21 protein-coding genes are annotated in these 21,492 nt (G+C 71.4%); 9 read left to right on the top strand and 12 right to left on the bottom strand.

The features are described 5' to 3' along the window. Positions 1-10: 10 nt before the first annotated feature. Together ACYQ77_RS07595 and ACYQ77_RS07590 are read right to left on the bottom strand one after the other, a co-directional pair. The gene (locus ACYQ77_RS07595) at positions 11-433 is read right to left on the bottom strand and encodes a roadblock/LC7 domain-containing protein (protein ID WP_459708802.1); all 423 of its coding nucleotides are present in this window, start codon (positions 431-433) and stop codon (positions 11-13) included. Next, entirely contained in the window at positions 430-2,739 is a 2,310-nt protein-coding gene (locus tag ACYQ77_RS07590; protein WP_459708800.1) for a sensor histidine kinase, read from the bottom strand. Before ACYQ77_RS07590 ends, ACYQ77_RS07595 begins: the two co-directional genes overlap by 4 nt. Positions 2,740-3,032: 293 nt before the next feature. Here ACYQ77_RS07590 and ACYQ77_RS07585 point away from each other — a divergent pair, with 293 nt between their 5' ends. From ACYQ77_RS07585 to ACYQ77_RS07560, 6 genes are all read left to right on the top strand, one after another. Further along, the gene (locus ACYQ77_RS07585) at positions 3,033-3,410 is read left to right on the top strand and encodes a DUF485 domain-containing protein (protein WP_459708798.1); all 378 of its coding nucleotides are present in this window, start codon (positions 3,033-3,035) and stop codon (positions 3,408-3,410) included. Then, on the top strand, positions 3,400-4,974 hold the full coding sequence (locus ACYQ77_RS07580; protein WP_459708797.1) for a solute symporter family protein: 1,575 nt from the start codon (positions 3,400-3,402) through the stop codon (positions 4,972-4,974). The genes ACYQ77_RS07585 and ACYQ77_RS07580 overlap by 11 nt, the downstream gene beginning before the upstream one ends. A gap of 244 nt (positions 4,975-5,218) precedes the next feature. Further along, on the top strand, positions 5,219-6,325 hold the full coding sequence (locus tag ACYQ77_RS07575) for a sensor histidine kinase (protein WP_459708795.1): 1,107 nt from the start codon (positions 5,219-5,221) through the stop codon (positions 6,323-6,325). Further along, positions 6,322-6,978: a response regulator gene (locus ACYQ77_RS07570; RefSeq protein WP_459708793.1), complete on the top strand. Its 657-nt coding sequence runs from the start codon at positions 6,322-6,324 to the stop codon at positions 6,976-6,978. The genes ACYQ77_RS07575 and ACYQ77_RS07570 overlap by 4 nt, the downstream gene beginning before the upstream one ends. Positions 6,979-7,050: 72 nt before the next feature. Further along, a complete protein-coding gene (locus ACYQ77_RS07565; RefSeq protein ID WP_459708792.1) occupies positions 7,051-7,668 on the top strand; it encodes a DUF2306 domain-containing protein in 618 nt (205 codons plus the stop codon). Next, positions 7,665-8,645, top strand: a complete 981-nt coding sequence (locus ACYQ77_RS07560; RefSeq protein ID WP_459708790.1) for an NAD(P)-dependent alcohol dehydrogenase — start codon at positions 7,665-7,667, stop codon at positions 8,643-8,645. Before ACYQ77_RS07565 ends, ACYQ77_RS07560 begins: the two co-directional genes overlap by 4 nt. Here the strand turns inward: ACYQ77_RS07560 and ACYQ77_RS07555 are convergent. Next, the gene (locus ACYQ77_RS07555) at positions 8,635-9,732 is read right to left on the bottom strand and encodes a serine hydrolase domain-containing protein (RefSeq protein WP_459708788.1); all 1,098 of its coding nucleotides are present in this window, start codon (positions 9,730-9,732) and stop codon (positions 8,635-8,637) included. The two genes, ACYQ77_RS07560 and ACYQ77_RS07555, sit on opposite strands and share 11 nt — an antisense overlap. Continuing rightward, positions 9,707-11,077, bottom strand: coding sequence for an NAD(P)/FAD-dependent oxidoreductase (locus tag ACYQ77_RS07550; RefSeq protein ID WP_459708786.1), 1,371 nt, complete (start codon positions 11,075-11,077; stop codon positions 9,707-9,709). Before ACYQ77_RS07550 ends, ACYQ77_RS07555 begins: the two co-directional genes overlap by 26 nt. 123 nt (positions 11,078-11,200) lie before the next feature. On the opposite strand from ACYQ77_RS07550, the gene ACYQ77_RS07545 reads away from it, so the two are divergent. Then, entirely contained in the window at positions 11,201-11,782 is a 582-nt protein-coding gene (locus ACYQ77_RS07545) for a GNAT family N-acetyltransferase (protein ID WP_459708785.1), read from the top strand. Here the strand turns inward: ACYQ77_RS07545 and ACYQ77_RS07540 are convergent. Both ACYQ77_RS07540 and ACYQ77_RS07535 read right to left on the bottom strand, forming a co-directional pair. Continuing rightward, a complete protein-coding gene (locus ACYQ77_RS07540) occupies positions 11,705-12,925 on the bottom strand; it encodes a hypothetical protein (protein WP_459708783.1) in 1,221 nt (406 codons plus the stop codon). The two genes, ACYQ77_RS07545 and ACYQ77_RS07540, sit on opposite strands and share 78 nt — an antisense overlap. After that, a complete protein-coding gene (locus tag ACYQ77_RS07535) occupies positions 12,910-13,986 on the bottom strand; it encodes an XRE family transcriptional regulator (protein ID WP_459708782.1) in 1,077 nt (358 codons plus the stop codon). The genes ACYQ77_RS07540 and ACYQ77_RS07535 overlap by 16 nt, the downstream gene beginning before the upstream one ends. A 372-nt stretch (positions 13,987-14,358) precedes the next feature. Between ACYQ77_RS07535 and ACYQ77_RS07530 the strand changes: the two genes are divergently transcribed. Further along, entirely contained in the window at positions 14,359-14,865 is a 507-nt protein-coding gene (locus ACYQ77_RS07530; RefSeq protein ID WP_459708780.1) for a hypothetical protein, read from the top strand. Positions 14,866-15,024: 159 nt separating this feature from the next. Here the strand turns inward: ACYQ77_RS07530 and ACYQ77_RS07525 are convergent, their stop codons facing one another. From ACYQ77_RS07525 to ACYQ77_RS07515, 3 genes are read right to left on the bottom strand one after another with little or no spacing between them, the layout of a single operon-like run. After that, positions 15,025-15,837 carry an amidohydrolase family protein gene (locus tag ACYQ77_RS07525; protein ID WP_459709746.1) on the bottom strand — a complete coding sequence of 271 codons (813 nt, stop codon included), beginning with the start codon at positions 15,835-15,837 and terminating at the stop codon, positions 15,025-15,027. Then, positions 15,837-16,793, bottom strand: a complete 957-nt coding sequence (locus ACYQ77_RS07520; protein ID WP_459708778.1) for an aldo/keto reductase — start codon at positions 16,791-16,793, stop codon at positions 15,837-15,839. The genes ACYQ77_RS07525 and ACYQ77_RS07520 overlap by 1 nt, the downstream gene beginning before the upstream one ends. Further along, positions 16,790-17,098 (bottom strand): L-rhamnose mutarotase, encoded by a 309-nt coding sequence (locus ACYQ77_RS07515; protein ID WP_459708776.1) that lies wholly within the window; start codon positions 17,096-17,098, stop codon positions 16,790-16,792. The genes ACYQ77_RS07520 and ACYQ77_RS07515 overlap by 4 nt, the downstream gene beginning before the upstream one ends. 63 nt (positions 17,099-17,161) lie before the next feature. Here ACYQ77_RS07515 and ACYQ77_RS07510 point away from each other — a divergent pair, with 63 nt between their 5' ends. Further along, the gene (locus ACYQ77_RS07510) at positions 17,162-17,845 is read left to right on the top strand and encodes a FadR/GntR family transcriptional regulator (protein WP_459708774.1); all 684 of its coding nucleotides are present in this window, start codon (positions 17,162-17,164) and stop codon (positions 17,843-17,845) included. Here the strand turns inward: ACYQ77_RS07510 and ACYQ77_RS07505 are convergent. Genes ACYQ77_RS07505 through ACYQ77_RS07495 form a run of 3 tightly spaced genes read right to left on the bottom strand, consistent with a single transcriptional unit; the run spans position 17,842 to position 21,387 of the window. After that, the gene (locus tag ACYQ77_RS07505; RefSeq protein WP_459708772.1) at positions 17,842-18,852 is read right to left on the bottom strand and encodes an ABC transporter permease; all 1,011 of its coding nucleotides are present in this window, start codon (positions 18,850-18,852) and stop codon (positions 17,842-17,844) included. The two genes, ACYQ77_RS07510 and ACYQ77_RS07505, sit on opposite strands and share 4 nt — an antisense overlap. Then, positions 18,845-20,338: a sugar ABC transporter ATP-binding protein gene (locus tag ACYQ77_RS07500; RefSeq protein WP_459708769.1), complete on the bottom strand. Its 1,494-nt coding sequence runs from the start codon at positions 20,336-20,338 to the stop codon at positions 18,845-18,847. The genes ACYQ77_RS07505 and ACYQ77_RS07500 overlap by 8 nt, the downstream gene beginning before the upstream one ends. An 11-nt stretch (positions 20,339-20,349) precedes the next feature. After that, positions 20,350-21,387, bottom strand: a complete 1,038-nt coding sequence (locus ACYQ77_RS07495) for a sugar ABC transporter substrate-binding protein (RefSeq protein ID WP_459708768.1) — start codon at positions 21,385-21,387, stop codon at positions 20,350-20,352. Positions 21,388-21,492 lie beyond the last annotated feature (105 nt).

Here is a 21,492-nt window from a genome sequence, read left to right as displayed (position 1 = left end):
TGGCGGGGCGTCAGCCCGCGGCCAGCGCGGCCCGCAGCTGCGGGGTGAGGATCTGGCCGACCTGGTCCACGAGCACCGTCATCTCGTAGGCGACCTGCGCGATGTCGCAATCGCGAACGGCGAGCACCGCGAGGCACGAACCGTCCCGGATGGACGTCAGCAGGAGTGCGCCCGCGTCCATCTCCACGACCGCGCGCACCACCGACTCGGCGCCGAGCACCTTCGCGGCGCCGAGGTTCAGGCTGACGATGCCCGCCGCGATCGCCGCCATCTGCTCGGCGCGTTCCGTCGGCAGGCGCACCGACGCGGTCAGCAGCAGCCCGTCGACCGACACCACCACCGCGTGGGCGACCCCGGGCGTGTTGTCCACGAAGTTGTTGACCAGCCACCCGAACTGACCCATCTGCTGCCGGTCGGCATGCGTCGCGGTCATGACTCCGACTCCCCTCTACGGACACCCGACTGGAAACCACTCAGGAAGCCGCGTGCCCGTGCGGCGTCACGTTTCGCGCCGGTGGACGGCTGCGGCCGCGCGGGCGGCGCGAGCAGCTGTCCCTTCGGCACCCGCTTCGGCAGGCCGTCGGGGCCCGCCTCGGCGACCGGTGCCCCGGCGGCGATCTGCGGGGTCCCGCCGGGCGGGGTGTTCAGCCACCCGAACCCGGTGCCGCTGATCGTCGCCGGGGTGCTCGCGGCGAACAGGATCGACGCGGGCGTGGTCGCCTGTGGCAGCTCCGGGAGCCGCACCGAGATCCCCGCCGACTCGAGCCTGCCCGCCACGTCGTCCTGCGACACCGCCACCGCCGCGGGGACCGACGCGGACACCAGCGCAGGCTCGGCCGCGCCGACCAGCGCGGCCGGGACCAGCACCGACGCGCACAGCCCGCCCTCGGCACGCGGCGAGAGCCGCACCCGGACGCCGTGCCGCGCGGTCAGCCTGCCGACCACGAACAGGCCCATCTGCCGCGAGATCGGCACGTCCACCCCGCCCCCGCCGGAGACGCGGTGGTTGGCCTCGCGCAGTTCCGCCGCACCCATGCCGACGCCGTCGTCGAGCACGTCGACCATCACCGAACCGTCGCCGCGCAGCCTGCTCTCGATGGCGACCACCGAGTCCGGCGGGGAGAAGGCGGTGGCGTTCTCGATCAGCTCGGACACCGAGCGGATCAGGTCGCCCGCCGCGTACCCGACGACGCGCACGTCCGGCGCGGACCGCACGATCGCCCGCTCGTAGTGCTCCACCTCGGAGATCGCGGCGCGCAGCACGTCGGGCAGCGGCACCGGCTCGGTGAACCGCCGCAGCGTGCCGGTGCCCGACAGCACCATCAGGTTCTCGTTGTTGCGCCGCATCCGGGTGGCCAGGTGGTCGATCTTGAACAGGCTCGCCAGCTGGTCGGGGTCGTCGGTCTTCTGCTCCAGCTGCTCCATCAACCGCAGCTGCCGCTCCACCAGGCCCTGGCTGCGGCGGGAGAGGTTGGTGAAGATGTTCGCGAGGTTGGCGCGCAGCGCGGCCTCCTCGGCCGCCGACCGCACCGCCTGGTCCTGCACCGCGTCGAACGCGCGCGCGAGCTGCCCGAACTCCTCGGTGGTGTGCAACGGAACCGGCTCCAGCACGGCGTTCCGCTCGTCGCCCGCGCGGATGCTCGCGACGGCGGCGGGCAGGCGTTCGTTCGCCACCTCGAGCGCGGAGCGGCGCAGCACCGTGAACGAGCGCACCAGGTAGCGGCCGAGGCCGCCGCCGACGCCTGCGGCGAGCAGCACCATCGCCAGCAGCAGCACCGACTCCAGGCCCGCGCGGTCGCTGATGCTCTCGGCGAGGTCGTCGGCCGTGGCGCGCAGGTCGCCCGCGGCGAGCTGCGTGACCTCGGTGAGCTGGCCGATCGTGGTGTCGGAGACGGCGTTCCACCGCTCCGCCGTGAACCGCGCCTGCGCCGGGCCCATGGTCCGGGCGGCGTCCACCATCTGCTGGCGCGCGGTCACGTCCTGGCCGGTCACGGTCGTGTCGTAGCGCTCGCGCAGCGCGGGCGGCGCCACCGACCGGAAGTCGCCGAGCTGGTCGTCGAGCCGGACACCGGCCTCGACCATCATCTGCCGCGCCGCGCCGGAGAGCCGGTCGTCGCGCAGCGCGAGGCTGCCGATCGCCTGCTGCAGCGAGACCTGCTCGCGCACCGACTGCAGCTCGCCGAGCGCGATCGACGTGTCGGTCAGGTCCTCGTCGGGGAACCGGCCGACGAGCGACCGGTCGAACTCCAGGACCGCGCTCGTGACGGCGTTGTAGCCGCCGAGGACGACGAGCCCGTCGCCGTTCGCGGCCCGCTGACCGCGTGCGGCGACCAGCGAGCCGAGCGCGCCGACCAGGTCGCGGTAGTCCGACGAGGCGCCGATCCGTTGCTGGTCACCGGAGGTCGCGCCGATCACGTCGGTCACGTCCCGGATCGCGGCGTCGGTCGCCGCCGTGGCCTCGGCGAGCTGCTTCCCGTCGCCGACGGCCTCGTTCCGCTCGTGCTGCAACGCCGACAGCACCCGCACGAGCTGCACGCGCACCTCGGCGACCCGTTCGATGCTGGCGTAGGACTCGGCCAGCTCGACGTCCGCGCGCACGCGCAGCACACCGAGCACGAGCGCACCGACCACCGGCACGACGAGGACGACGCCGAGCTTGACGAGCAGCGGCCAGTTGCGCCACTGAACGGCAGCTGACCACCACGTCGTGCCGGACGGGTTCTCGTGGGGCGGGTTCACGCGATGCACCTCTCCCCCAGGGGGTCACTGTTCACGGGCACGCCCCGTACCCGACAAGGCACCAGCCAACTTAGGTAAAGCGTCACATATTGTTCAAGCACCGATTACGCCACCGGCCGAACACCGTGCGTTGCTGAACGCCGATCAGTTTTCCCATTGCCGCACCTTTCGGTTACTTTCACACCTCGGGTCTTGACCTCGTGGTTACGCTTTCGATCGCCGCCCCGGTCGCGAAAGGGATTCCCATGACTCACGCCTCTTCCCACACGCGTGCCCCGGAAGCGGAAGAATATGTGGCATTCGAGGCGTTCGACGCGGAATTTCCGGCGAACGCGCCTGCCGCCGCACAGGATGGCCCGCCCGACTTCGCGGCCATTCGCGAGCACCCCGACTTCGTGCTCGTCCGGCGGCGGCTCGCCCGGTTCGTGTTCCCGGCCAGCGCGCTGTTCCTCGCGTGGTACCTGACATACGTCCTGCTGGCGGCGTACGCGCCGGGGTTCATGGCACACCGGGTCACCGGCAGCGTCACGGTCGGCCTGCTGCTCGGGCTGTCCCAGTTCGTCACCACCGTGGCCATCATGCTCGCCTACGCGCGGTTCACCAGGAAAAACGTCGACCCGAAGATCGCAGCGCTGCGCCGCGCGGCAGGAGAAAGAGATCATGAGCGGTGACGCCGCGCTGAACATCAGCATATTCCTGGTCATCGTCGCGGTGACCCTCTTCGTGGTGTACCGCGTGAGCAGCAGGAACACCACGACCGCCGACTACTACGCGGCGGGCGGCGCGTTCACCGGCATGCAGAACGGCGTGGCGCTGTCCGGCGACTACCTTTCCGCCGCGTCGTTTCTCGGGGTCGCGGGTGCCATCGCCGTCCACGGATACGACGGATTTCTCTATTCCATCGGTTTTCTTGTCGCATGGCTGATCCCGCTGCTGTTGATCGCGGAGCGGTTCCGCAACGTCGGCCGGTTCACCATGGGCGACGTGGTCAGCTTCCGCATGCGCCAGCGCCCGGTGCGCGCGGCGGCCGCCAACTCCACGCTCGTGATCTCCGCGTTCTACCTCGTCGCCCAGATGGCCGGCGCGGGCGTGCTCGTGTCCCTGCTGCTGGACGTGCACTCCAGCGGCGGGCAGGCGCTGGTGATCACCGGCGTCGGCGCGATCATGATCTTCTACGTGCTGGTCGGCGGCATGAAGGGCACCACCTGGGTGCAGATCATCAAGGCCGGCCTGCTGCTGTTCTGCGTGCTGATGCTGACCGTGTTCCTGCTCGGCAAGTTCGGCTACAGCCTCACGAACCTGCTCGACCGGGCCGCGCGGAACAACGCGCTCGGCGACGCGGTGCTGCAACCGGGCGCGCAGTACGGGAAGACGGGGACGACCAAGCTCGACTTCGTGTCGCTGTCGATCGCGCTGGTGCTCGGCGCGGGCGCGCTGCCGCACGTGCTGATGCGGTTCTACACGGTGCCGAACGCCTTCCAGGCCCGCCGGTCCGTGCTGTCGGCGACGTGGGCGATGGTGCTGTTCTACCTGTGCACGCTGGTCATCGGCTACGGCGCGAGCGCGATCGTCGGGTCGCGGGACATCCTCGCCGCGCCGGGCAAGGAGAACGCGGCGGTGCCGCTGCTGGCGTTCGAGATCGGCGGGCCGGTGCTGCTCGCGATCGTCGCCGCGGTCGCGTTCACCACGATCCTCGCTGTCGTGGCGGGGCTGACGCTGACCGCGTCCGCGTCGTTCGCGCACGACGTGTACGCCAACATGATCAAGCACGGGCGCCCGGAGCCGGGCGCGGAGGTGCGGGTCGCGCGGATCACCGCGGTGGTCATCGGCTGCCTGTCGATCGTCGGCGGCTACCTCGCGATCGGCCAGAACGTGGCGGCGCTGGTGGCACTGGCGTTCGCGATCGCCGCGTCGGCGAACCTGCCGACGATCCTCTACACGTTGTTCTGGCGGCGGTTCAACACGACCGGCTCGCTGTTCTCCATCTACGGCGGCCTCGGCTCGTGCCTGCTGCTGATCGTGTTCTCCCCGGTGTTCTCCGGCGGCCCGAACTCGATCATCAAGGGCGTCGACTTCCACCTCTTCCCGCTGAGCAACCCGGGCCTGGTCTCGATCCCCCTGTCCTTCCTGCTGGGCTACCTGGGCACCGTGCTGAGCCGAGACCACGCCGACACCACCCGCTCCACCGAACTGGAAGTCCGCTCGATAACAGGCATAGGCGCATCCCCAAGCTGACACCCCGCCCCCACGAGTCCCGCCCCCAGACCCCGCGAGTCCCGCCCCCAGACCCCGCGAGTCTCGCTCTCGCGCACACCGAGTTGTCGGTTTCGTGCAGACGCGATCGCCCGGGACATGCACGAAACTGACAACTCGGTATGCCTGCGAGCGCGACTCGCGAGGTGTGGGGGCGGGGGACTTGTGGGTGGGGGTCGTACTTTTGGGTGGTTCGGGTGGGGGGTGGCGCTCGTACCATGGGCCGGTGTTCGAGGTTGTCCGGGCGGTGTGGCGGGAGCCGCGGCCCGCGCCCGCGCCGCCGCCCGCGTGGTGGGACTGGGTGCTGGTCGGGGTGCTCGTGCCCGTCGCCGTGCTCGAGGGGGTGCTCCGGCCCGGGCTCGACTGGCGGTGGTTGTCCGTCGCCATCGCTGCCGGGCTCGTGTTCACCTTGCCGTTTCGGCGGGCTCGGCCGTTGCTGATGTGCGCGGTCGCCTTCGGGGTGTGCGGCGTGTCTCCCGTGCTCGTCGGGCACGAGTTCCCCCAGCAGGACGTGCTCGTCTACATCGTCCTGCTGCCCTACGCCCTGTTCCGGTGGGGGTCCGGGCGCGAGGAGGTGCTCGGGGCGGCGATCATCGTCGCGAAGCTCGGGCTCGACGCCGCGCTCGGCTTCCTCCCGCTCGGGGACGCCGTCGGCGGGTTCTTCATCGTGTCCGCGGTGATGGCGGTCGGCGCCGCGGTGCGGTACCGGACGCGTGCCCGGCACCGCGAGCTCGACCAGGTGAAGCTCCTCGAACGGGAACGGCTCGCCCGCGACCTGCACGACACCGTCGCCCACCACGTGTCCGCCATGGCGATCCGCGCGCAGGCAGGCATCGCGACCGCGGCCACCGACCCGGACGCGGCCGTCGACGCGCTGCGCGTCATCGACGCCGAGGCCGCCCGGGCGCTGGACGAGATGCGCGGCATGGTCCGCCTCCTGCGCGCCGACCCCGCCGCCCTCTCCCCCGGCCCGCGGGTCGCCGACCTCACCCGGCTCCCGCCCCCGGTCGAGGTCACCCTGACCGGTGACGTCGACGACCTCCCGGCACCGCTGCAGGCCGGGATCTACCGCCTGGCACAGGAAGCGGTCACCAACGCCCACCGCCACGCCCGGCACGCCACCCGCATCGAGGTGCGCGTCGACGCCGGCGAGCACGAGGTGCGCCTGTCCGTCCGCGACGACGGCGACCCGCCGGGCCGGGCGGGCGGGCACGGGTACGGCCTCGTCGGCATGGCCGAGCGCGCCGAACTCCTCGGCGGCACCTGCGAGGCGGGCCCCGCACCGGAACGCGGCTGGGCCGTGACGGCCGTGCTGCCGAGGGCGGCGCGGTGAGCATCCGCGTGCTGGTTGCCGACGACCAGGAGATCGTCCGGACCGGGCTCGCCATGATCCTCAACGCCCAGCCGGGCATCGAGGTGGTCGGCGAGGCGCCCGACGGGCGGCACGCGGTCGACATGGCCCGGCGGCTGCGGCCGGACGTGTGCCTGTTCGACATCCGGATGCCCGACGTCGACGGCATCGAGGCCACCCGCCGCCTCGCGGGCCCGGACGTCGCCGACCCCATGGCCGTCGTCGTGATCACCACGTTCGACCTCGACGAGTACGTCTACGCCGCGCTGCGGGCGGGTGCGCGCGGGTTCCTGCTCAAGAACGCGGGCGCCGACATGCTCTCGCAGGCCGTGCACGCCGCGGCGAGCGGCGACGCGCTGATCGCGCCGAGCGTCACGGCCCGCCTGCTCGCCACGTTCGCGGGCGGCGGCCCCGCGCGGCCCCCGGCGCAGCCCATCGACCCGCTCACCGAACGGGAGGAGCAGATCCTCGCCGCGGTGGCCAGGGGCCGCACGAACAACGAGATCGCCGACGAGCACCACATCACGCTCAGCACCGTGAAGTCACACGTCACGAGCCTGATGAACAAGCTCGGCGCCCGCAACCGCGTCGAGGTCGCGATCTGGGCGTACGAGACGGGCCGGACCCGCGGGTAGCCGAAAGTACGACGGCACGACGGAACCATCGCCCGATGAGGCGGGCGGCCCCGGACCGCCACCATTCTGGGCATGACGACACTGGCCCCGGCCCGCCCGCGGAAGCGGGTCACCGCCGCACTGCTCGCGCTCACCGCCGTGCCGGTGATCGCGGGCGCCTTCCGGGTCACGGAGCTGAGCACGGGCGCGGCGGTCACGCCGCACAACGCGCGGTTCTTCGCCGACCCCGTCCCGGTGCTGCTGCACATCGTGGGCGCGACCGTGTTCTGCGTGCTCGGCGCGTTCCAGTTCCTGCGCGGCCCACGGCACCGCGTGCTCGGGCGGCTGATCGTCCCCTGTGGACTCGTCGCCGCGCTGTCCGGGATGTGGATGGCGGTGCACTACCCGCTGCCCGCGCACGACGGCGACCTGCTCATGGTGCTGCGCCTGGTGTTCGGCTCGGCGATGGTGGCCGCGCTCGTGCTCGGGTTCGTCGCGGTGCGGCGCCGGGACTTCACCGCGCACCGCGCGTGGATGGTGCGCGGGTACGCCATCGGCCAGGGCGGCGGCACCCAGGCGGTGATCTTCGGGTGCTGGGTGGCGGCGGCGGGCCAGCCGGGGGTGCAGACCAGGGCGCTGCTGCTGGGCGCGGGCTGGGTGCTCAACCTCGTCGTCGCGGAATGGGTCATCCACAGGAAGGACACCCGGTGAAGGCGATCGTGCAGGACAACTACGGCGGCCAGGAAACGTTGGCGTTGCGGGACATCCCGGCCCCGGTGGCGGGTGACGACGACGTGCTCGTCGAGGTGCGTGCCGCCGCGCTGAACGCGTGGGACTGGCACATGATGCGCGGCGACCCCTACCTGTCGCGGCTCGCGCTGGGCGCACCGCGGCGTCCGAAGAGGACGGTCCGGGGACGGGACGTCGCCGGTGTGGTGGCCGCCGTCGGCAGGAACGTCACCGGTTTGCGGCCCGGCGACGAGGTGTACGGCGACCTCGGCTCCGCCGAGGGCGCGTTCGCGGAGTTCGCCTGCGTGCCGAGCGGCCAGGTGGCGCGCAAGCCGGTGAACCTGACGTTCGAGGAGGCGGCCGCGGTGCCGCTGGCCGCGAACACGGCCCTGATGGGCCTGCGGGACGCCGCGAACGTCCAGCCGGGGCAACGGGTGCTGGTCAACGGCGCGTCCGGCGGCGTCGGCACGTTCGCCGTGCAGCTCGCGAAGGCGTTCGGCGCGCACGTGACGGGCGTGTGCAGCACCAGGAACGCCGACCTGGTGCGCGGCGTCGGCGCGGACGCGGTCGTGGACTACACCCGCGAGGACTTCACCACCGGACGCTACGACGTGGTGTTCGACCTGGTCGGCAACCGCTCCCTCACCGCGCTGCGCCGCGCGACCACCCCGCGGGGCACGGTGGTGCTGTCCGGCGGCGGCGTGTACCGCGGCGGCAGCGTCGTCGGGCCGATGGGGCTGATCATCCGCGGGCAGCTGCTCCGCCCGTTCGTCCGGCAGCGGCTGGTGGTGCTGGGCGAGTCGCCGAGCACCGGCAACCTGGACGCGCTGCGCGAGCTGATCGACGCGGGCGAGGTCACGCCCGTGGTCGACCGCACCTACCCGCTGACCGACGCCGCGGCCGCCGTCCGTTACGTCGAGGAGGAACACGCCCGCGCGAAGGTCGTCCTCACGATGTGAGCGCCCAGAACGCGCGCATCCAGTCCGGCGCCACCGGGGAGTCCTCGCCCACCTGCGTGAACAGGAGCGCGACCGCCCCGGTGGCGAGGTCGACGTGGCCGGACGTGCCCGTGCCGCCCACCCAGCCGTACCGGGTGCCGTCGACCGAGCCGCCCATCCCCCAGCCGAGGCCGTCGAGGAACAGCGCGCCGATCTCGCGGTGGGCCGGGGTGGTGTGGTCGGTGGTCATCAGCCGCACGGCGTCCCGCGACAGCACCGGGTCGCCGCCCGCGAGCAGCATGCGGGCGAACGCGAACCAGTCGTCGACGGTGCCGACGAGGCCGCCGGACCCCAGCGGGAACGCGGGTGCGGTGGCCCACTGGCCGTCCGGGCCGTCGGCGAGCACCAGCCCGTCGGCGGTCTTCTTGTAGAAGCTCGTGAACCGGTCGCGTTTCGCCGCGGGCACCGTGAACGCGCTGTCGGTCATGCCGAGCGGTGTGCACAGCCGCTCGGCCAGGAAGTCCGGCAGCGGCGTGCCGGACGCGCGGGCGATCAGCACGCCCTGGATGGCCGAACACGTGTCGTACAGCCACGACTCGCCCGGCTGGTACAGCAGCGGCACCCGCGCGAGCGCCGCCACCCACTCGTCGGCGGGTGGGAACCGCTGCACCTCGCGCCCGTCGGGCTGCACCGGGAACAGCGCCCGCGCCGCGGGCAGGCTGAAGTCGGACGGGAAACCCCAGCCCGCCTGGCTCGTCAGCACGTCGAACACGGTGATCGGCCGCGTGGCGGGCACGACGTCGTCGACCGGGCTCGCCGGGGTGCGCACCACCACCGGTCCGGCCAGCTCGGGCAGCCAGCGGTCGATGGGGTCGTCGAGCGCGACCACCCCGTCGTCGACGAGCACGAGCAGTGCCGCGGCCGTGATCGGCTTGGTGAGCGACGCGATGCGGAAGATCGTCTCCCGTGTCATCGGCGCGGTGCCCTCGACGTCGACGGACCCCGCGGCCACCACCTCGACGTCGTCACCCCGCGCCACGAGCGCCACCGCACCCGGCAGTGCGCCCTCGGCGACGTGGTGGTCAAGCAGCTCGCGCAGTTCGGTCATGCTCCATCAGACCATCCGGGGGCGTGGAACTCATCGGTGGCAGACCACCGGCGACGAACGCGTCACGCGGGTGCTGCACCGACGCGAGGGACAGGATGTCCCGCCCGAACAGCGCCTGGGTCAGCCAGATCGCGAGCACGCGGACCTTGCGTTCCCACGACGGCACGGCAAGCACGTGGTAGCCGCGGTGCATGAGCCACGCGAGCAGCCCGGTGATCACGATGCCCCGGTACTGGAAGATCCCGCGGCCCAGCCCGAGCGTCGCGATGGCGCCGAGGCTGTGGTGGAGGTACGCCTTCGGCTCCCTGCCGCGCAGCGTGGCGACGATGTTGCGGGCGAGGAGCTTGCCCTGGCGGTACGCGTGCTGCGCGTTCGGCACGGTGCGCGGCGCGTCCGGCACGGCGAGGTCGGGCACCGCGGCGGCGTCGCCCGCGGCCCACGCGTCGGGCACGGGCGCGTCCTCGGTGCCGACTCGCAGGTCGGCGCGGACCACGACGTTGCCGCGCGCGTCGACGGGCAGGTCGGTGTGGCTGCTGACGACCGGGTTGGCGCCGTTGCCCGCGGTCCACACGATCAGGTCGGAGTCGAACTCCTCGCCCGTCGACAGCACGACGTGCCCGTCGACCGCGGCCGTGACCTGCGTGTCCAGGTGGACCCGCGCGCCACGCCGCGCCAGCTCCCGCACCACCCACCGGCCGGGCCGGTCGGTGACCTCGGGGAGGATGCGGCCGGTCGCCTCGACCAGGTGGAACCGCAGCTCGTCGCGGGTGATCTCCGGGTAGCGCTTCAGCAGCGCGGTCGCGAGCGACAGCAGCTCGCCGAAGCCCTCGACGCCGGAGAACCCGCCGCCGACGACCGTGACCGTCAGCAGCTTCTCGCGCAGCGGTCCCGGCGGCAGCGCTGCGGCCCGGTCGAACGCGGTGAGCAGCCGGTCCCGGATCGCGACGGCCTCCTCGACGTGCTTGAGGCCGATCGCGGTGTCGCCGATGCCCGGCACGGGGAACTTGCGGGTGACCGCACCCGCGGTCACCACGATGACGTCGTAGGCCAGCTCGATGGTGTCGCCGTCCGCCGGCTGCGCGGTGACGACGCGGTGCCCGTGGTCGATGGCGGTCACCGTCGCGGCGACGACCCGCGTCGAGCGCAGGTGGCGCCGCAGCGAGACCGCGGCGTGCCGCGCCTCGACCGAACCGGCCACGACCTCGGGCAGGAACGGCTGGTAGGTCATGTAGGGGCGGGGATCGACGAGCGTGACCTCCGCCTCGCCGCGGCGGAGCTTCCGCTCCAGCCGCCAGGCGGTGTAGAAGCCGGCGTAACCACCGCCGACGATGAGGATCCTGCGCATGATGCCCTTCTCTCCGATCACCGTGTGGACGGGTGGCCCCGCCCGGATGTGACGGCCGGGGACCATGGCCCCGCTCACGTCCCCACCGGGACAACAACGCCGGGGGCGGCGACCATCCCGGCCGTGGCCGCGGTCACGGCCGTCCCCGGGCAGCCGATTCCGGACCGGCACGATCGCCGTTCGGCTACCGTGGTGGTCAGAGACATGGATGATCTACGCATTCGTCGCGCCAGCGCCGCCGACCACGACGTCCTAGTCGCAGAACTGGGGCAACGGCGGTTCTTCGACGACCGCTTCGCCCGCCAGGACAACGGGCTGGGCGTGCTGCTGGTCGCGTGGCGCGACGACCGCCCGATCGGCGTCATCTACCTGTGGCTCGAACGTGCCGAGGAACCCGAGCTGCGGCGGCACCTGCCCGGCACGCCCATCCTCACCCACCTGGAGATCCACCCCGCCCACCGCAACGGCGGCGCGGGCACCGCACTCATCCAGGCCGCGGAACGGCGATTACGCATGCTGGGGTTCGAGCAGGTCGCCCTGGCCGTGGAGATCGACAACGACGGCGCGGCCCGCCTGTACAAGCGGCTCGGCTACGAGAACTGGCCCCACGGCACCGTGCAATGCCTGTCACTGACCGACGGCAATGGAGAACGGCAGATCGAAGTGTGCCAGATCATGGTGCGGCGGCTCCGACGGAAGCCGTAGGTGCGCCGTCCGATCGCGCAGCCCGAGCGACCGCAGCATCGCCCGCACACCCTTCAGTGACCGCCGTTCCGCGTCGTCCATGCCCTTCGTGACGGAGCGGAACGTGTGCTCGACGTGCCGCCGCCACGTGGTCCGGTCCCGTTGCCACGCGTGGACGTACCGCACGCACAGGTCGGGCTCGATGGACTGGCACCGCCCCCGCGCCGCCTTCAACGCGCCGAGCATCCGGTCGCGGTGCCCCGGCTGACCGTCCATGCGCGCCACCATGGCCATCACGTCCGTGATGAACCGGACGCGTTCGTCCAGGAAGTTCCGCCAGTGCGCGGCGGTGGCGTCGCTCAGCGGCCGCCCGTTGTCCAGCAGCCAGAACAGGCCCTCGGCGAGCACGTCGCCCAGTTCCTCCATCCTGGCGCGCTCCTCGCGGTACGGGTCGTACGGCTGCTGGACCGCGGTGCCCGTGGTGGTCGTGCGGCGCAGGCCGTCGTCGTCGAGGAGGAAGAACCAGTCCTCGTTGTAGATGTTCGGGAAGAACGACGTGATCTCCCTCGTCCCGACCGCCATCGCGCCGCCGCCGACGAACGTGTCCTGCTGTCCGCCCGCGTCGCGGTAGGCGTGGCAGACCACCGAGTTGTCCGGCATGCCGTCGATGGTGAGCCCGACGGCCGCGTAGTGGTCGGTGAGACCGGCCGCCTCCCGCAGGTGCGTCGATTCGGGCACCTCGATGTCGTCGTCGAGGAAGACGACGCGTTCCCACCCGATGAGCCGTGCGAGCAACAGCCCGAAGTTCCGTTTGAGGCTCAGGTCGGTCCACCGCTCGAATCGGCTGCCCGCGAGCACGCGGCAGGTCTCGAACCGCGGGACCACGCCCTGCGGCACCTCGGCGATGTCGACGGCGATCAGCTTGGTCCTGCCCTCCGCGAGCGCGACGACGTCACGTGCCGAGGACCACTTGCTGCACAGGGCGACGAGCGTGCAGTTCAGCTTGGCCGCCAGCTCGATCACGGGTACGAGGGCCGCGGCGTGCCGGGCGGTCGGCACGATGATCGCGTCCGGTTCCCTCGGGAAGGGCACGACCGAGAGGTCCTTCAGCAGGTCGAGGTGCGAACCGTGGTGGTGGCGGGACAGGTTCACGCGGCCTGCCACTCGTGGAGCACGTCCTCGCCGCTGCTCCAGTCCGGGGTGACCGTCTTGCCGAGGATCACCTTGACGCGGCTGACGATGCTGAACGGCTTCCCGGCGGTGAACCGGTCGCGCAGGTACCGCTCGTTGCGGACGCGGAAGCGCTTGTCGGTGAGCGCTCGGACAGCGCCGTACACCCCACGGGCGTACATGCCGTTGCAGATGGTCACGGTGCGGTTCTCGTTGAGCGGGTTCGGCGCCCGGAAGAAGTGCGCGACGTCCTCGACGAGGGCCTCCCGCTCGTCCTGGGTCTCCAGCACCGGTGAGAACAACTGCCTGCCCTTGCCCTTGCCGACCTGGAAACCTCCCGGCTCGGACTCGTCCTCCCGTGCCAGCTGCCGCACGGGCACGTCGAGCCGGTGCATCAGCTCCGCCGTGGTCGGGTTCCAGTCGACCCCGCCGAGCAGCACCAGGTGGGTGGTGTAGTCGTCCTCCCTCAGCTCGGCAGCGGTGCGGACGCGCACGGCACTGAGGGGGTTGGCCGCGCGGAGGTGCCCGAACAACTCGAGGAGCGCGTCCAGATCCGCGAACCGGTACAGGTTCACGTAGTCCGGCGCCTTCGGGTCCGTGTACGGCATCGACTCGAGGTACTCCGGGGGGAGCGCCGAGCACACGATGGTGATGTCCTCGTCAGGCGGAAAGTGCCAGTGGCCGTTGGCGAACACGTCGACGGTGGGTGGGCCGGGCTTGTGGCCCTTCACCTCGTCCCAGAGGCTGGTCAGCTCTCGGAGCAACTCGTCGTGGCGCGCTCGCTCGGCATCCGTCAACTGCGACGCCGGGAGCACCCGGAACGGCTTCTGCGCGACCGACCGGTCGGTGGCGAAGAACCTAGCGTAGCGATCGAGACGAGCGCGCGGCGGGGGCTTCGGGCTGTCCTCCCGCTCCCACGAGGAGATCGACGGACTGCTCGTGCCGATCGCGATACCCAGGTCACGCTGGGTGATCCGGGTGCCCGCCAGCCCGGCGACACGCAGCGCACGCAACCGCGCGGCGAGCGCGAGCGCCGGGTCCACCTCTGGGTTCACCGCCACCACACCCCTTCGGGTGAATTTCAGCGTCAAGTGCCGAAAAGCTGAAGTATACAACCGGCGAATGTCGAACGCGCGAGGAATCCTACCGTGGCGCTACTCGGATGCGACCGCAGGTCGAGCACACGAGCTGCTCAATCGGGGAGTTCTCAGGCATTCGGCCGCTTGCTTCACAAGCATACAGCGACTTACCCTTAGTTCCTCGAAGGTTGGCCAACTTTGCTGAAGTTTTCTGAAGTTGGCGAACAACTGGAGGGGACCATGAATGAGGTGACCAGACTCCATCCACGCCAGCGTGTCATCATCGCCTGCGATGTCGAAGGATCCACCAGCAGGACGAACCCTGCCAAGGCGGCTCTTCGCTCGGACATGTACGACCTGCTCGAGGAGACCCTGACCGCGTGCGGCATCCCGGAAGACGTGTGGGCGCCGTTCCACGACCGCGGGGACGGGGCCATGCTGCTGCTCCGCCCGCACGACGACGTGCCGAAGACGCTGCTGCTGCACACGCTCGTCCCGATGATGACCGAGCGGCTCTCCGCGCACTCGGCCACCTACCCGGGACGGAGCTTCCGGCTTCGCGTCGCCATCCATTCGGGTGAAGTCCACTTCGACACGCGCGGGGTGTTCGGCGCGGACATCGACCTCACGTTCCGGCTGCTGAACTCCCGCGACCTGAAGCTCAGGCTGCAGGAGACCGACGCGCCGCTCGTGCTCGCGGTCTCCGACTACATCCACCGCGCCGTGATCAGCCACGGCTACGACGGGATCGACGGGCGCACGTTCGAACCCGCCATCTGCCTGCAGGTGGCAGGCGACCGGCACGTCGGCTGGGTGCAGATCCCGACGGCGCCGTCGGCCGGGCTGTCGGCCTAGCCCGCGTCCGGTAAGCGGGGCCGCCCCCTTGGGTCGTGGGTGCACGGGGTGGGGTCACCGACAAGGCATGGGCTCGGCCCGAGCCGTTGTCGCCGCGTTTGCGGACCGGCGCCGCCGGACCCACGGTGTCGATGACGCCATGGGCCGGAGTGCGCGACCTCAGAGCCGGTACGCGCGGACCGCCGTTCCCGCGAACACCTCGTCCTGTTCGGACGGGGACAGCTCCTCCGTGCACGCCCGTGCCGCGGTCAGGACCTCGTCGTACGTGGCGGCCAGTTCGCACACCGGCCAGTCGGAGCCGAACATCACGCGGTCCGGGCCGAACGACTCGAGGACGTGCGCGGCGTACGGGCGCAGGTCGTCAACCGTCCACTGTGTCCAGTCTGCTTCCGTGACCAGGCCGGACAGCTTGCAGTACACGTTGGGGCGGGCCGACAGTTCGGTGATGAACCTCGCCCACGGTTCGTGGCCGCCATCGGCGATGGCCGGTTTGCCCGCGTGGTCGAGCACCAGGCGCGCCTCGGGCACCGCGTCGGCCAGGGCGATCGCCGCCTCGTGTTGCGGGGGCAGGATGAGCACGTCGTAGGTGAGGTCGGCCGCCGCCACCGCCTTGATGCCGCGGACCACCTCGGGGCGCACCAGCCAGTTCGGGTCCGCCTCGTCCTGGGCCGGGTGGCGGATGCCCACCAGTTCGTCCGTCGTCAGCGCCGCCAGGCGGTCCGCCACGTCGGGTGCCGTCAGGTCCACCCAGCCCACCACCCCGGCGATCAGCGGGGTCGCGGCGGCCGTGGCCAGGAACTCCGCCGTCTCCTCGACCGCCGGGACGGTCTGGACCAGCACCGTGCGGTCCGCGGGAGTGACCGCGACCAGGTCGTCCACTGTGTACGGTCGGCGGATGGGGTCGAGGCCGGCCAGCCAGTCGTAGTCGCGGCGGGCCAGGTCCTCCCACAGGTGGTGGTGGGCGTCGACGATCACCGCAGTAGTCCTTCCGCTGCCAGGGCGTCCCAGAGCGCCGACGGTACCTCGGTGGCCGCGCGGGCCGCGTTCGCTTCCACCTGGCGCACCGAGCTGGCGCCCAGCACCACCGCGTCCACCGCCGGGTGCCTGGCGGGCATGGCGATCGCCGCGGTCGGGAGGTCCACGCCGAACCGCCCGCACACGTCGGCGATCCGCTGCGCGCGTTCGACCAGGGCGGCCGGGGCCTCCTGGTAGTTGTACGTCGCGCCCGGGGCCGGGGTGGCGAGGATGCCGCTGTTGAACACGCCCGCCGCCATCACGCGCACGCCGCGTTCCTCGCACAGCGGCAGCAGGTCGTCCAGCGCGGGCTGTTCCAGCAGCGTGTACCGGCCCGCGATCATCACCGTGTCCACATCGGACCGGCGGACGAACTCGGCGAGCACCTTGTCGAAGTTCATGCCGAGCCCGACGCCCCGCAGCACGCCCTGCTCGCGCAGCTCGACCAGGGCCGGGATGGCACCGTTCAGGGCCTCCTCGACGTGGTCCTCCGCGTCGTGCACGAACGCGATGTCGATCCGGTCGACGCCGAGCCGCGCCATGCTGGCCTCCAGCGACCGCAGCACGCCGTCGCGGGTGTAGTCGCGCCGCCGCACCAGGGTGGCGGGCACGTCGAAGCCCTCGGTGTCCCGCTCCCCCGCGTACGCCGGGTTCTCCTCCAGCAGCCTGCCGACCTTCGTGGACAGCACGTACTCGTCGCGTGGCCGGCCGCGCAGCGCGGCGCCCAGCCGCCGCTCCGACAGGCCGAGACCGTAGTGCGGGGCGGTGTCGAAGTACCGGACACCCGTGCGCCACGCCGCGGCGACGATGGCGGCCGCGGTCTCGTCGGTCATCGCGCGGTACAGGTTGCCCAGCTGGGCACAGCCCAAGCCGACCGCCGCGGGGCGTGCGGAGCGACCACCGGCCACGGTCATGACAGTGCCCACACCAGCTTGAGGCCGGTGTCGTTGCCGGAGTAGTCGTCCTCGACGTCGAGCAGCCCGGCCATGCGCCGCTGCCACGGCACGTTCGCCGGGTGGTCGCGCAGCGCGTGCCGCATGGCCTGGTAGTCGGCGACCTCCAGCACGTGGAACAGGTCGAGCCCGTCGCGGTAGATGGCCCACGACGACACCCCGGCGTCGCGGAGCGCGATCTCGAGGTCACGCGGGATGACGGCGTGCACCTGCTCGTACTCCGCTTCCTTGCCCGGCTTGAGCCGGGTGTGCAGTGCTACCCGCATCCGTTCGCCTTTCGTGGCACTCTAGAGGGAAACATCCGAGGTCTGATTGAGGAGTCCGACGCCATGCCCGTGACCGACGAAGCGATCGACAAGATCAAGGGCATGATCATCTCGGGTGAGCTGGCGCCGGGCGACCGGCTCCCGAAGGAGGCCGACCTGGCCCAGCACCTCGGCCTGTCGCGCAGCTCGCTGCGGGAGGCCGTGAAGGCGCTGTGCCTGATCCGCGTGCTCGACGTCCGGCAGGGCGACGGCACGTACGTCACCAGCCTCGAACCGAAGCTGCTGCTCGACGCGATGACGTTCGTCGTGGACTTCCACCGCGACGACACCGTGCTCGACTTCCTCGCCGTGCGCCGGATCCTGGAGCCCGCCGCGACGGCGATGGCCGCCATCAACATGACCGAGGAGGACATCGCCGAGCTGGCGAAGCTCCTCGAGGGGCTCGAGGAGTCGCCGACCGTCGAGGCGCTCGTCGCGAACGACCTGGAGTTCCACCGCCGCATCGCGCTCGGCACCGGCAACCCCGTGCTGTGCTCGCTGATCGACTCGCTGTCGGGCCCGACCACCCGGGCGCGGATCTGGCGCGGCCTCACCCAGGAGGGCGCGGTCGCGAAGACCCGCGAACAGCACCGGGCGATCTACGACGCCATCGCGGCCCGCGAGCCGGAGCTGGCCCGCTCGTGGGCGACCGTCCACATCTCCGGCGTCGAGCAGTGGCTGCGGAACGCTCTCGGTGAGCATGACTAGGTCTGCGGCTTGCCGCCGGTGAACCGGGCGAGCATCAGCGAGACCAGGATGATCGCGCCGTAGACCGCCTGGATCCAGAACGACGGGACCTGGGCCAGCGTCAGCAGGTTCTCCACGACCGCGAGCAGCAGCACACCGGTCAGCGCACCGAACATCGTGCCGCGCCCGCCGTCGAGCGAGATGCCGCCGATGACCGCCGCCGCGAACACGGTGAAGATCATGCCGTCGCCCTGGTTGGCGTTGATCGCGCCGACGTACCCGGTCAGCACGAGCCCGCCGATCGCGGCCAGTACGCCCGCCACCACGAACACCAGCCACGAGATGCGGTCCACGTTGATCCCGGCGGCCCGCGCGGCCTCCCGGTTGCCGCCGATCGCGTACAGCGACCGCCCGACCCGGTGGTAGCGCAGCAGGAAACCCGTGACGGCGAACAGGACCAGCGCGAGCCACACCGAGATCGGCAGCCCGATGAACGTGGCGGTGGCGAGCGTGAAGAACGCCTCCGGCATGTCGAACAGCGTCTTGCCCTCGGTGGCGCCGACGAGGAGGCCGCGCAGGACGATCAGCATCGCGAGCGTCACGATGAAGGCGTTCAGCTTGAGCTTCACGATGAGGAAGCCGTTGAACGTCCCGATCACCGCGCCGACGACGAGGATCAGCGCGATCCCGGCCGCGGCGGGCCACTCCGTGCCGAAGCCGGCCGGGATCACGAGCAGCGCGCCGATGGCGGGCGCGATGCCCACCGTGGACTCGAGCGACAGGTCGAACTTGCCGGTGATCAGCACGAGCGACTCGCCGAGCACGACCAGCGCGAGCGCCGCGGACGCGCCGAGGATGCTGATCAGGTTGCCGGTGGTCAGGAAGCTCTCGTTGACGATCGCGCCGATGACCAGCAGCACCACGAGCGCCGGCACGAGCGCCAGCTCCCGCAGCCGCGGGATGCGCGAGGACTTCCTGCTGGTGGCGGCCGCCTTCGCCGCGCGCTCACCGGAAAGAACCTCAGTCATGCGTGACCCCTTCGATGTCGGCCACCAGGTCGCCGACCGACCAGCCGGCGTCGTGCTCCGCGACCAGTTCGCCGGACCGCAGCACCAGCACCCGGTCGCACGGCCGCAGGTCGTCCAGCTCGTCGCTGACGATCAGGACCGCCTTGCCTTCGGCGCGCACCCGCTCGACCTGGCCGAGCAGCGCCTCCTTGGACTTCACGTCGACCCCGGCCGTCGGGTTGATCAGCACCAGCACGTCCGGGTCGCTCGCCAGCGCCCTGGCCAGCACCACCTTCTGCTGGTTGCCGCCGGACAGCGCGTCGGCTGGCTGGTCCGGCCCCGCGGCCACGATGTCGTAGTCCTCGATCGCCTTCGTCGCGACCGCCGTCCGCGCGCCGGGGGACGCCAGCCCCGCCGAGCCCATCCGGTCCAGGATGGACATGGCGGCGTTGTCCGCGATGGACATGCCCAGCACGAGCCCCTGGTGGTGACGATCCCGCGGCACGCAGCCGATCCCGGCCCGCAGCGCGGCCTTGACGTCGCCGCGGGGCAGCGGGCGGCCGTGCACCGACACGACACCGCGCACCGGTGCGCGCAGCCCGTAGATCGTCTCCGCGACCTGGTGCTTGCCGCTCGCGTTCGACCCCGCGATGCCCACCACCTCGCCGCGCCGCAGCGCGAACGAGACGTCGGTGAACGCGTCGCCGGTGAGCCCCGCGACGGTCAGCACGTCCTCGGCGCCGGCGGCGACGCTCTCCCGTTCGGCCGCGTCGGCGACGGTCAGGCCGCCGCTCTCGCCGGTCATCGCGTCGATCAGCTGGGCGCGCGTGAGGTCCGCGACGGGCGCGGTCACCACGTGCCGCGCGTCGCGCAGCACCGTCACCGCCTGGCAGACCTCGTGCACCTCCTGCAGGTGGTGGGAGATGAACAGGAACGTCACCCCGGCGTCCTGCAGCTCCCGCATCCGCACGAACAGCCGCCCGATCGCGTCCGAGTCGAGCTGCGCGGTCGGCTCGTCCAGCACGATGAACCGCGCCCCGTACGACAGGGCACGCGCGATCTCCACGAGTTGCCGGTCCTCGACCGACAGCTCGCCGGCGGGCAGGTCCACGTCGACGTCGACGCGCCAGGAGTCCAGCAGCTCGCGCGAATCCCTGCGCAGCCGCGACCACGAGATCACGCCGCGCGTGGTGGGCTGCCGGTTGATGAACAGGTTCTCCGCGACCGTGAGGTGCGGGATCACCGTCGAGTGCTGGTAGACGCAGGCGACCCTGGTGCGCCACGCCTCCCGGTCACCGAGCGGCGGCGCGGGCTCCCCACCGAACGCGACCGTGCCCGTGTCGGGTTTGGACAGTCCGGTGAGGATGGACACGAGCGTCGACTTGCCCGCGCCGTTGCGGCCGACGAGCGCGTGCGACTCGCCCGCCGCGACGGTGAGACTGACGTCGGCGAGCGCCACGGTCGGCCCGTAGCGCTTGCCGACACCGACCGCCTCGACGACTGGCACGACGGCTCCGCTCACAGCGAGTTACCCCACAGGGCGTCGTCGTCCACGTTCTCCTTGGTCACCACCGGCGCGGGCAGCTGGTCCTCCAGGATGCCCGGCATGGTCTCGACGACCGTGCTGCCGTGGTCGGTCGGGCCCTCGTTGAAGGTCTCCCCCGCCATGGCCTTCTTCAGCCAGTACATGCCGTACTTGGCGTAGTCGTCCGCGGGCTGCGAGACGGTCGCGTCCAGCTCGCCGTTGCGGATCGCGTCCAGTTCCTGCGGGATGCCGTCGTTGGACACGAGCACGATGTGCTTGGGGTCGCCGACGGGGAACTTCAGGTTCTTGCGCTCCAGCGCCTGCAGTGTCGGCGCGAGGTAGACGCCGCCCGCCTGCATGTAGATGCCCTTGACGTCCGGGTTCGCGGTCAGCAGCCCCTCGAGGCCCGACGCCGCCTTCTCGGCCTGCCAGTCGGCGGCGATCTCCAGGACCTTGATGCCCGCGTACTTGGTCTTCATGCACTCGCGGAACGCCTCGGACCGGTCGCGGCCGTTGACCGACGCGAGGTCGCCCATGATCTGGATGACCTTGCCGGACTTGACCTTCTCGCCGATCACGTCACACGCCTTGGTGCCGTACGCGCGGTTGTCGGCACGCACGACCATCGCGACCTTGCCCGACTCGGGCGCCACGTCGACCGACACCACCGGGACGCCCTTGCGCTCGGCCTGGTTGAGGCCCGCGACGATGGCCGCGGAGTCGAGCGGGGTCACCACGAGCCCCTTGACGCCCTGGTTGAGCAGGTTGTTGATGTCGGTGATCTGCTTCTGGGTGTCGTTGTCCGCGTTGACGGTCGGCAGGACGTCCAGCCCGGCGTCCTTCGCCATCCGCGGCACGTAGTTGTTGTACGCCTGCCAGAACGGCGAGGTCAACAGCGGCACCGTGGCGCCGACCTTGCCGTCCCCACCGCCACCACCGCCGCCGCCCGCGGTGTCCTTCGTGGACCCGCAACCGCTCACCGCGACGGCCAGCGCGGCGACTGCCGCCACCGCACCGAAGGTCTTGCGCATGTCGCATCCTCCTTGATGCTGTATTGAATGGCTCGCTTCGTTCATCCGCTCAACCGCCGTCTTCCCTCGTCGCGTGCTCGGCGCTGACGCGCCTGCGCGCGCTCC

This window comes from Actinophytocola sp. KF-1, from assembly GCF_054661535.1.
Note: the sequence above shows the minus strand (reverse complement) of the source record. Positions and strands in the feature narration are given on the sequence as shown.

Bases quoted from the DNA above. Each gene is read 5' to 3' on its own strand.
- ACYQ77_RS07515 (WP_459708776.1), bottom strand. From the start codon at position 17,098: ATGCGGGTAGCACTGCACACCCGGCTCAAGCCGGGCAAGGAAGCGGAG.
- ACYQ77_RS07510 (WP_459708774.1), top strand. From the start codon at position 17,162: ATGCCCGTGACCGACGAAGCGATCGACAAGATCAAGGGCATGATCATC.
- ACYQ77_RS07550 (WP_459708786.1), bottom strand. From the start codon at position 11,077: ATGCGCAGGATCCTCATCGTCGGCGGTGGTTACGCCGGCTTCTACACC.
- ACYQ77_RS07520 (WP_459708778.1), bottom strand. From the start codon at position 16,793: ATGACCGTGGCCGGTGGTCGCTCCGCACGCCCCGCGGCGGTCGGCTTG.
- ACYQ77_RS07530 (WP_459708780.1), top strand. From the start codon at position 14,359: ATGTACGACCTGCTCGAGGAGACCCTGACCGCGTGCGGCATCCCGGAA.
- ACYQ77_RS07580 (WP_459708797.1), top strand. From the start codon at position 3,400: ATGAGCGGTGACGCCGCGCTGAACATCAGCATATTCCTGGTCATCGTC.
- ACYQ77_RS07595 (WP_459708802.1), bottom strand. From the start codon at position 433: ATGACCGCGACGCATGCCGACCGGCAGCAGATGGGTCAGTTCGGGTGG.
- ACYQ77_RS07555 (WP_459708788.1), bottom strand. From the start codon at position 9,732: ATGACCGAACTGCGCGAGCTGCTTGACCACCACGTCGCCGAGGGCGCA.
- ACYQ77_RS07565 (WP_459708792.1), top strand. From the start codon at position 7,051: ATGACGACACTGGCCCCGGCCCGCCCGCGGAAGCGGGTCACCGCCGCA.
- ACYQ77_RS07505 (WP_459708772.1), bottom strand. From the start codon at position 18,852: ATGACTGAGGTTCTTTCCGGTGAGCGCGCGGCGAAGGCGGCCGCCACC.
- ACYQ77_RS07495 (WP_459708768.1), bottom strand. From the start codon at position 21,387: ATGCGCAAGACCTTCGGTGCGGTGGCGGCAGTCGCCGCGCTGGCCGTC.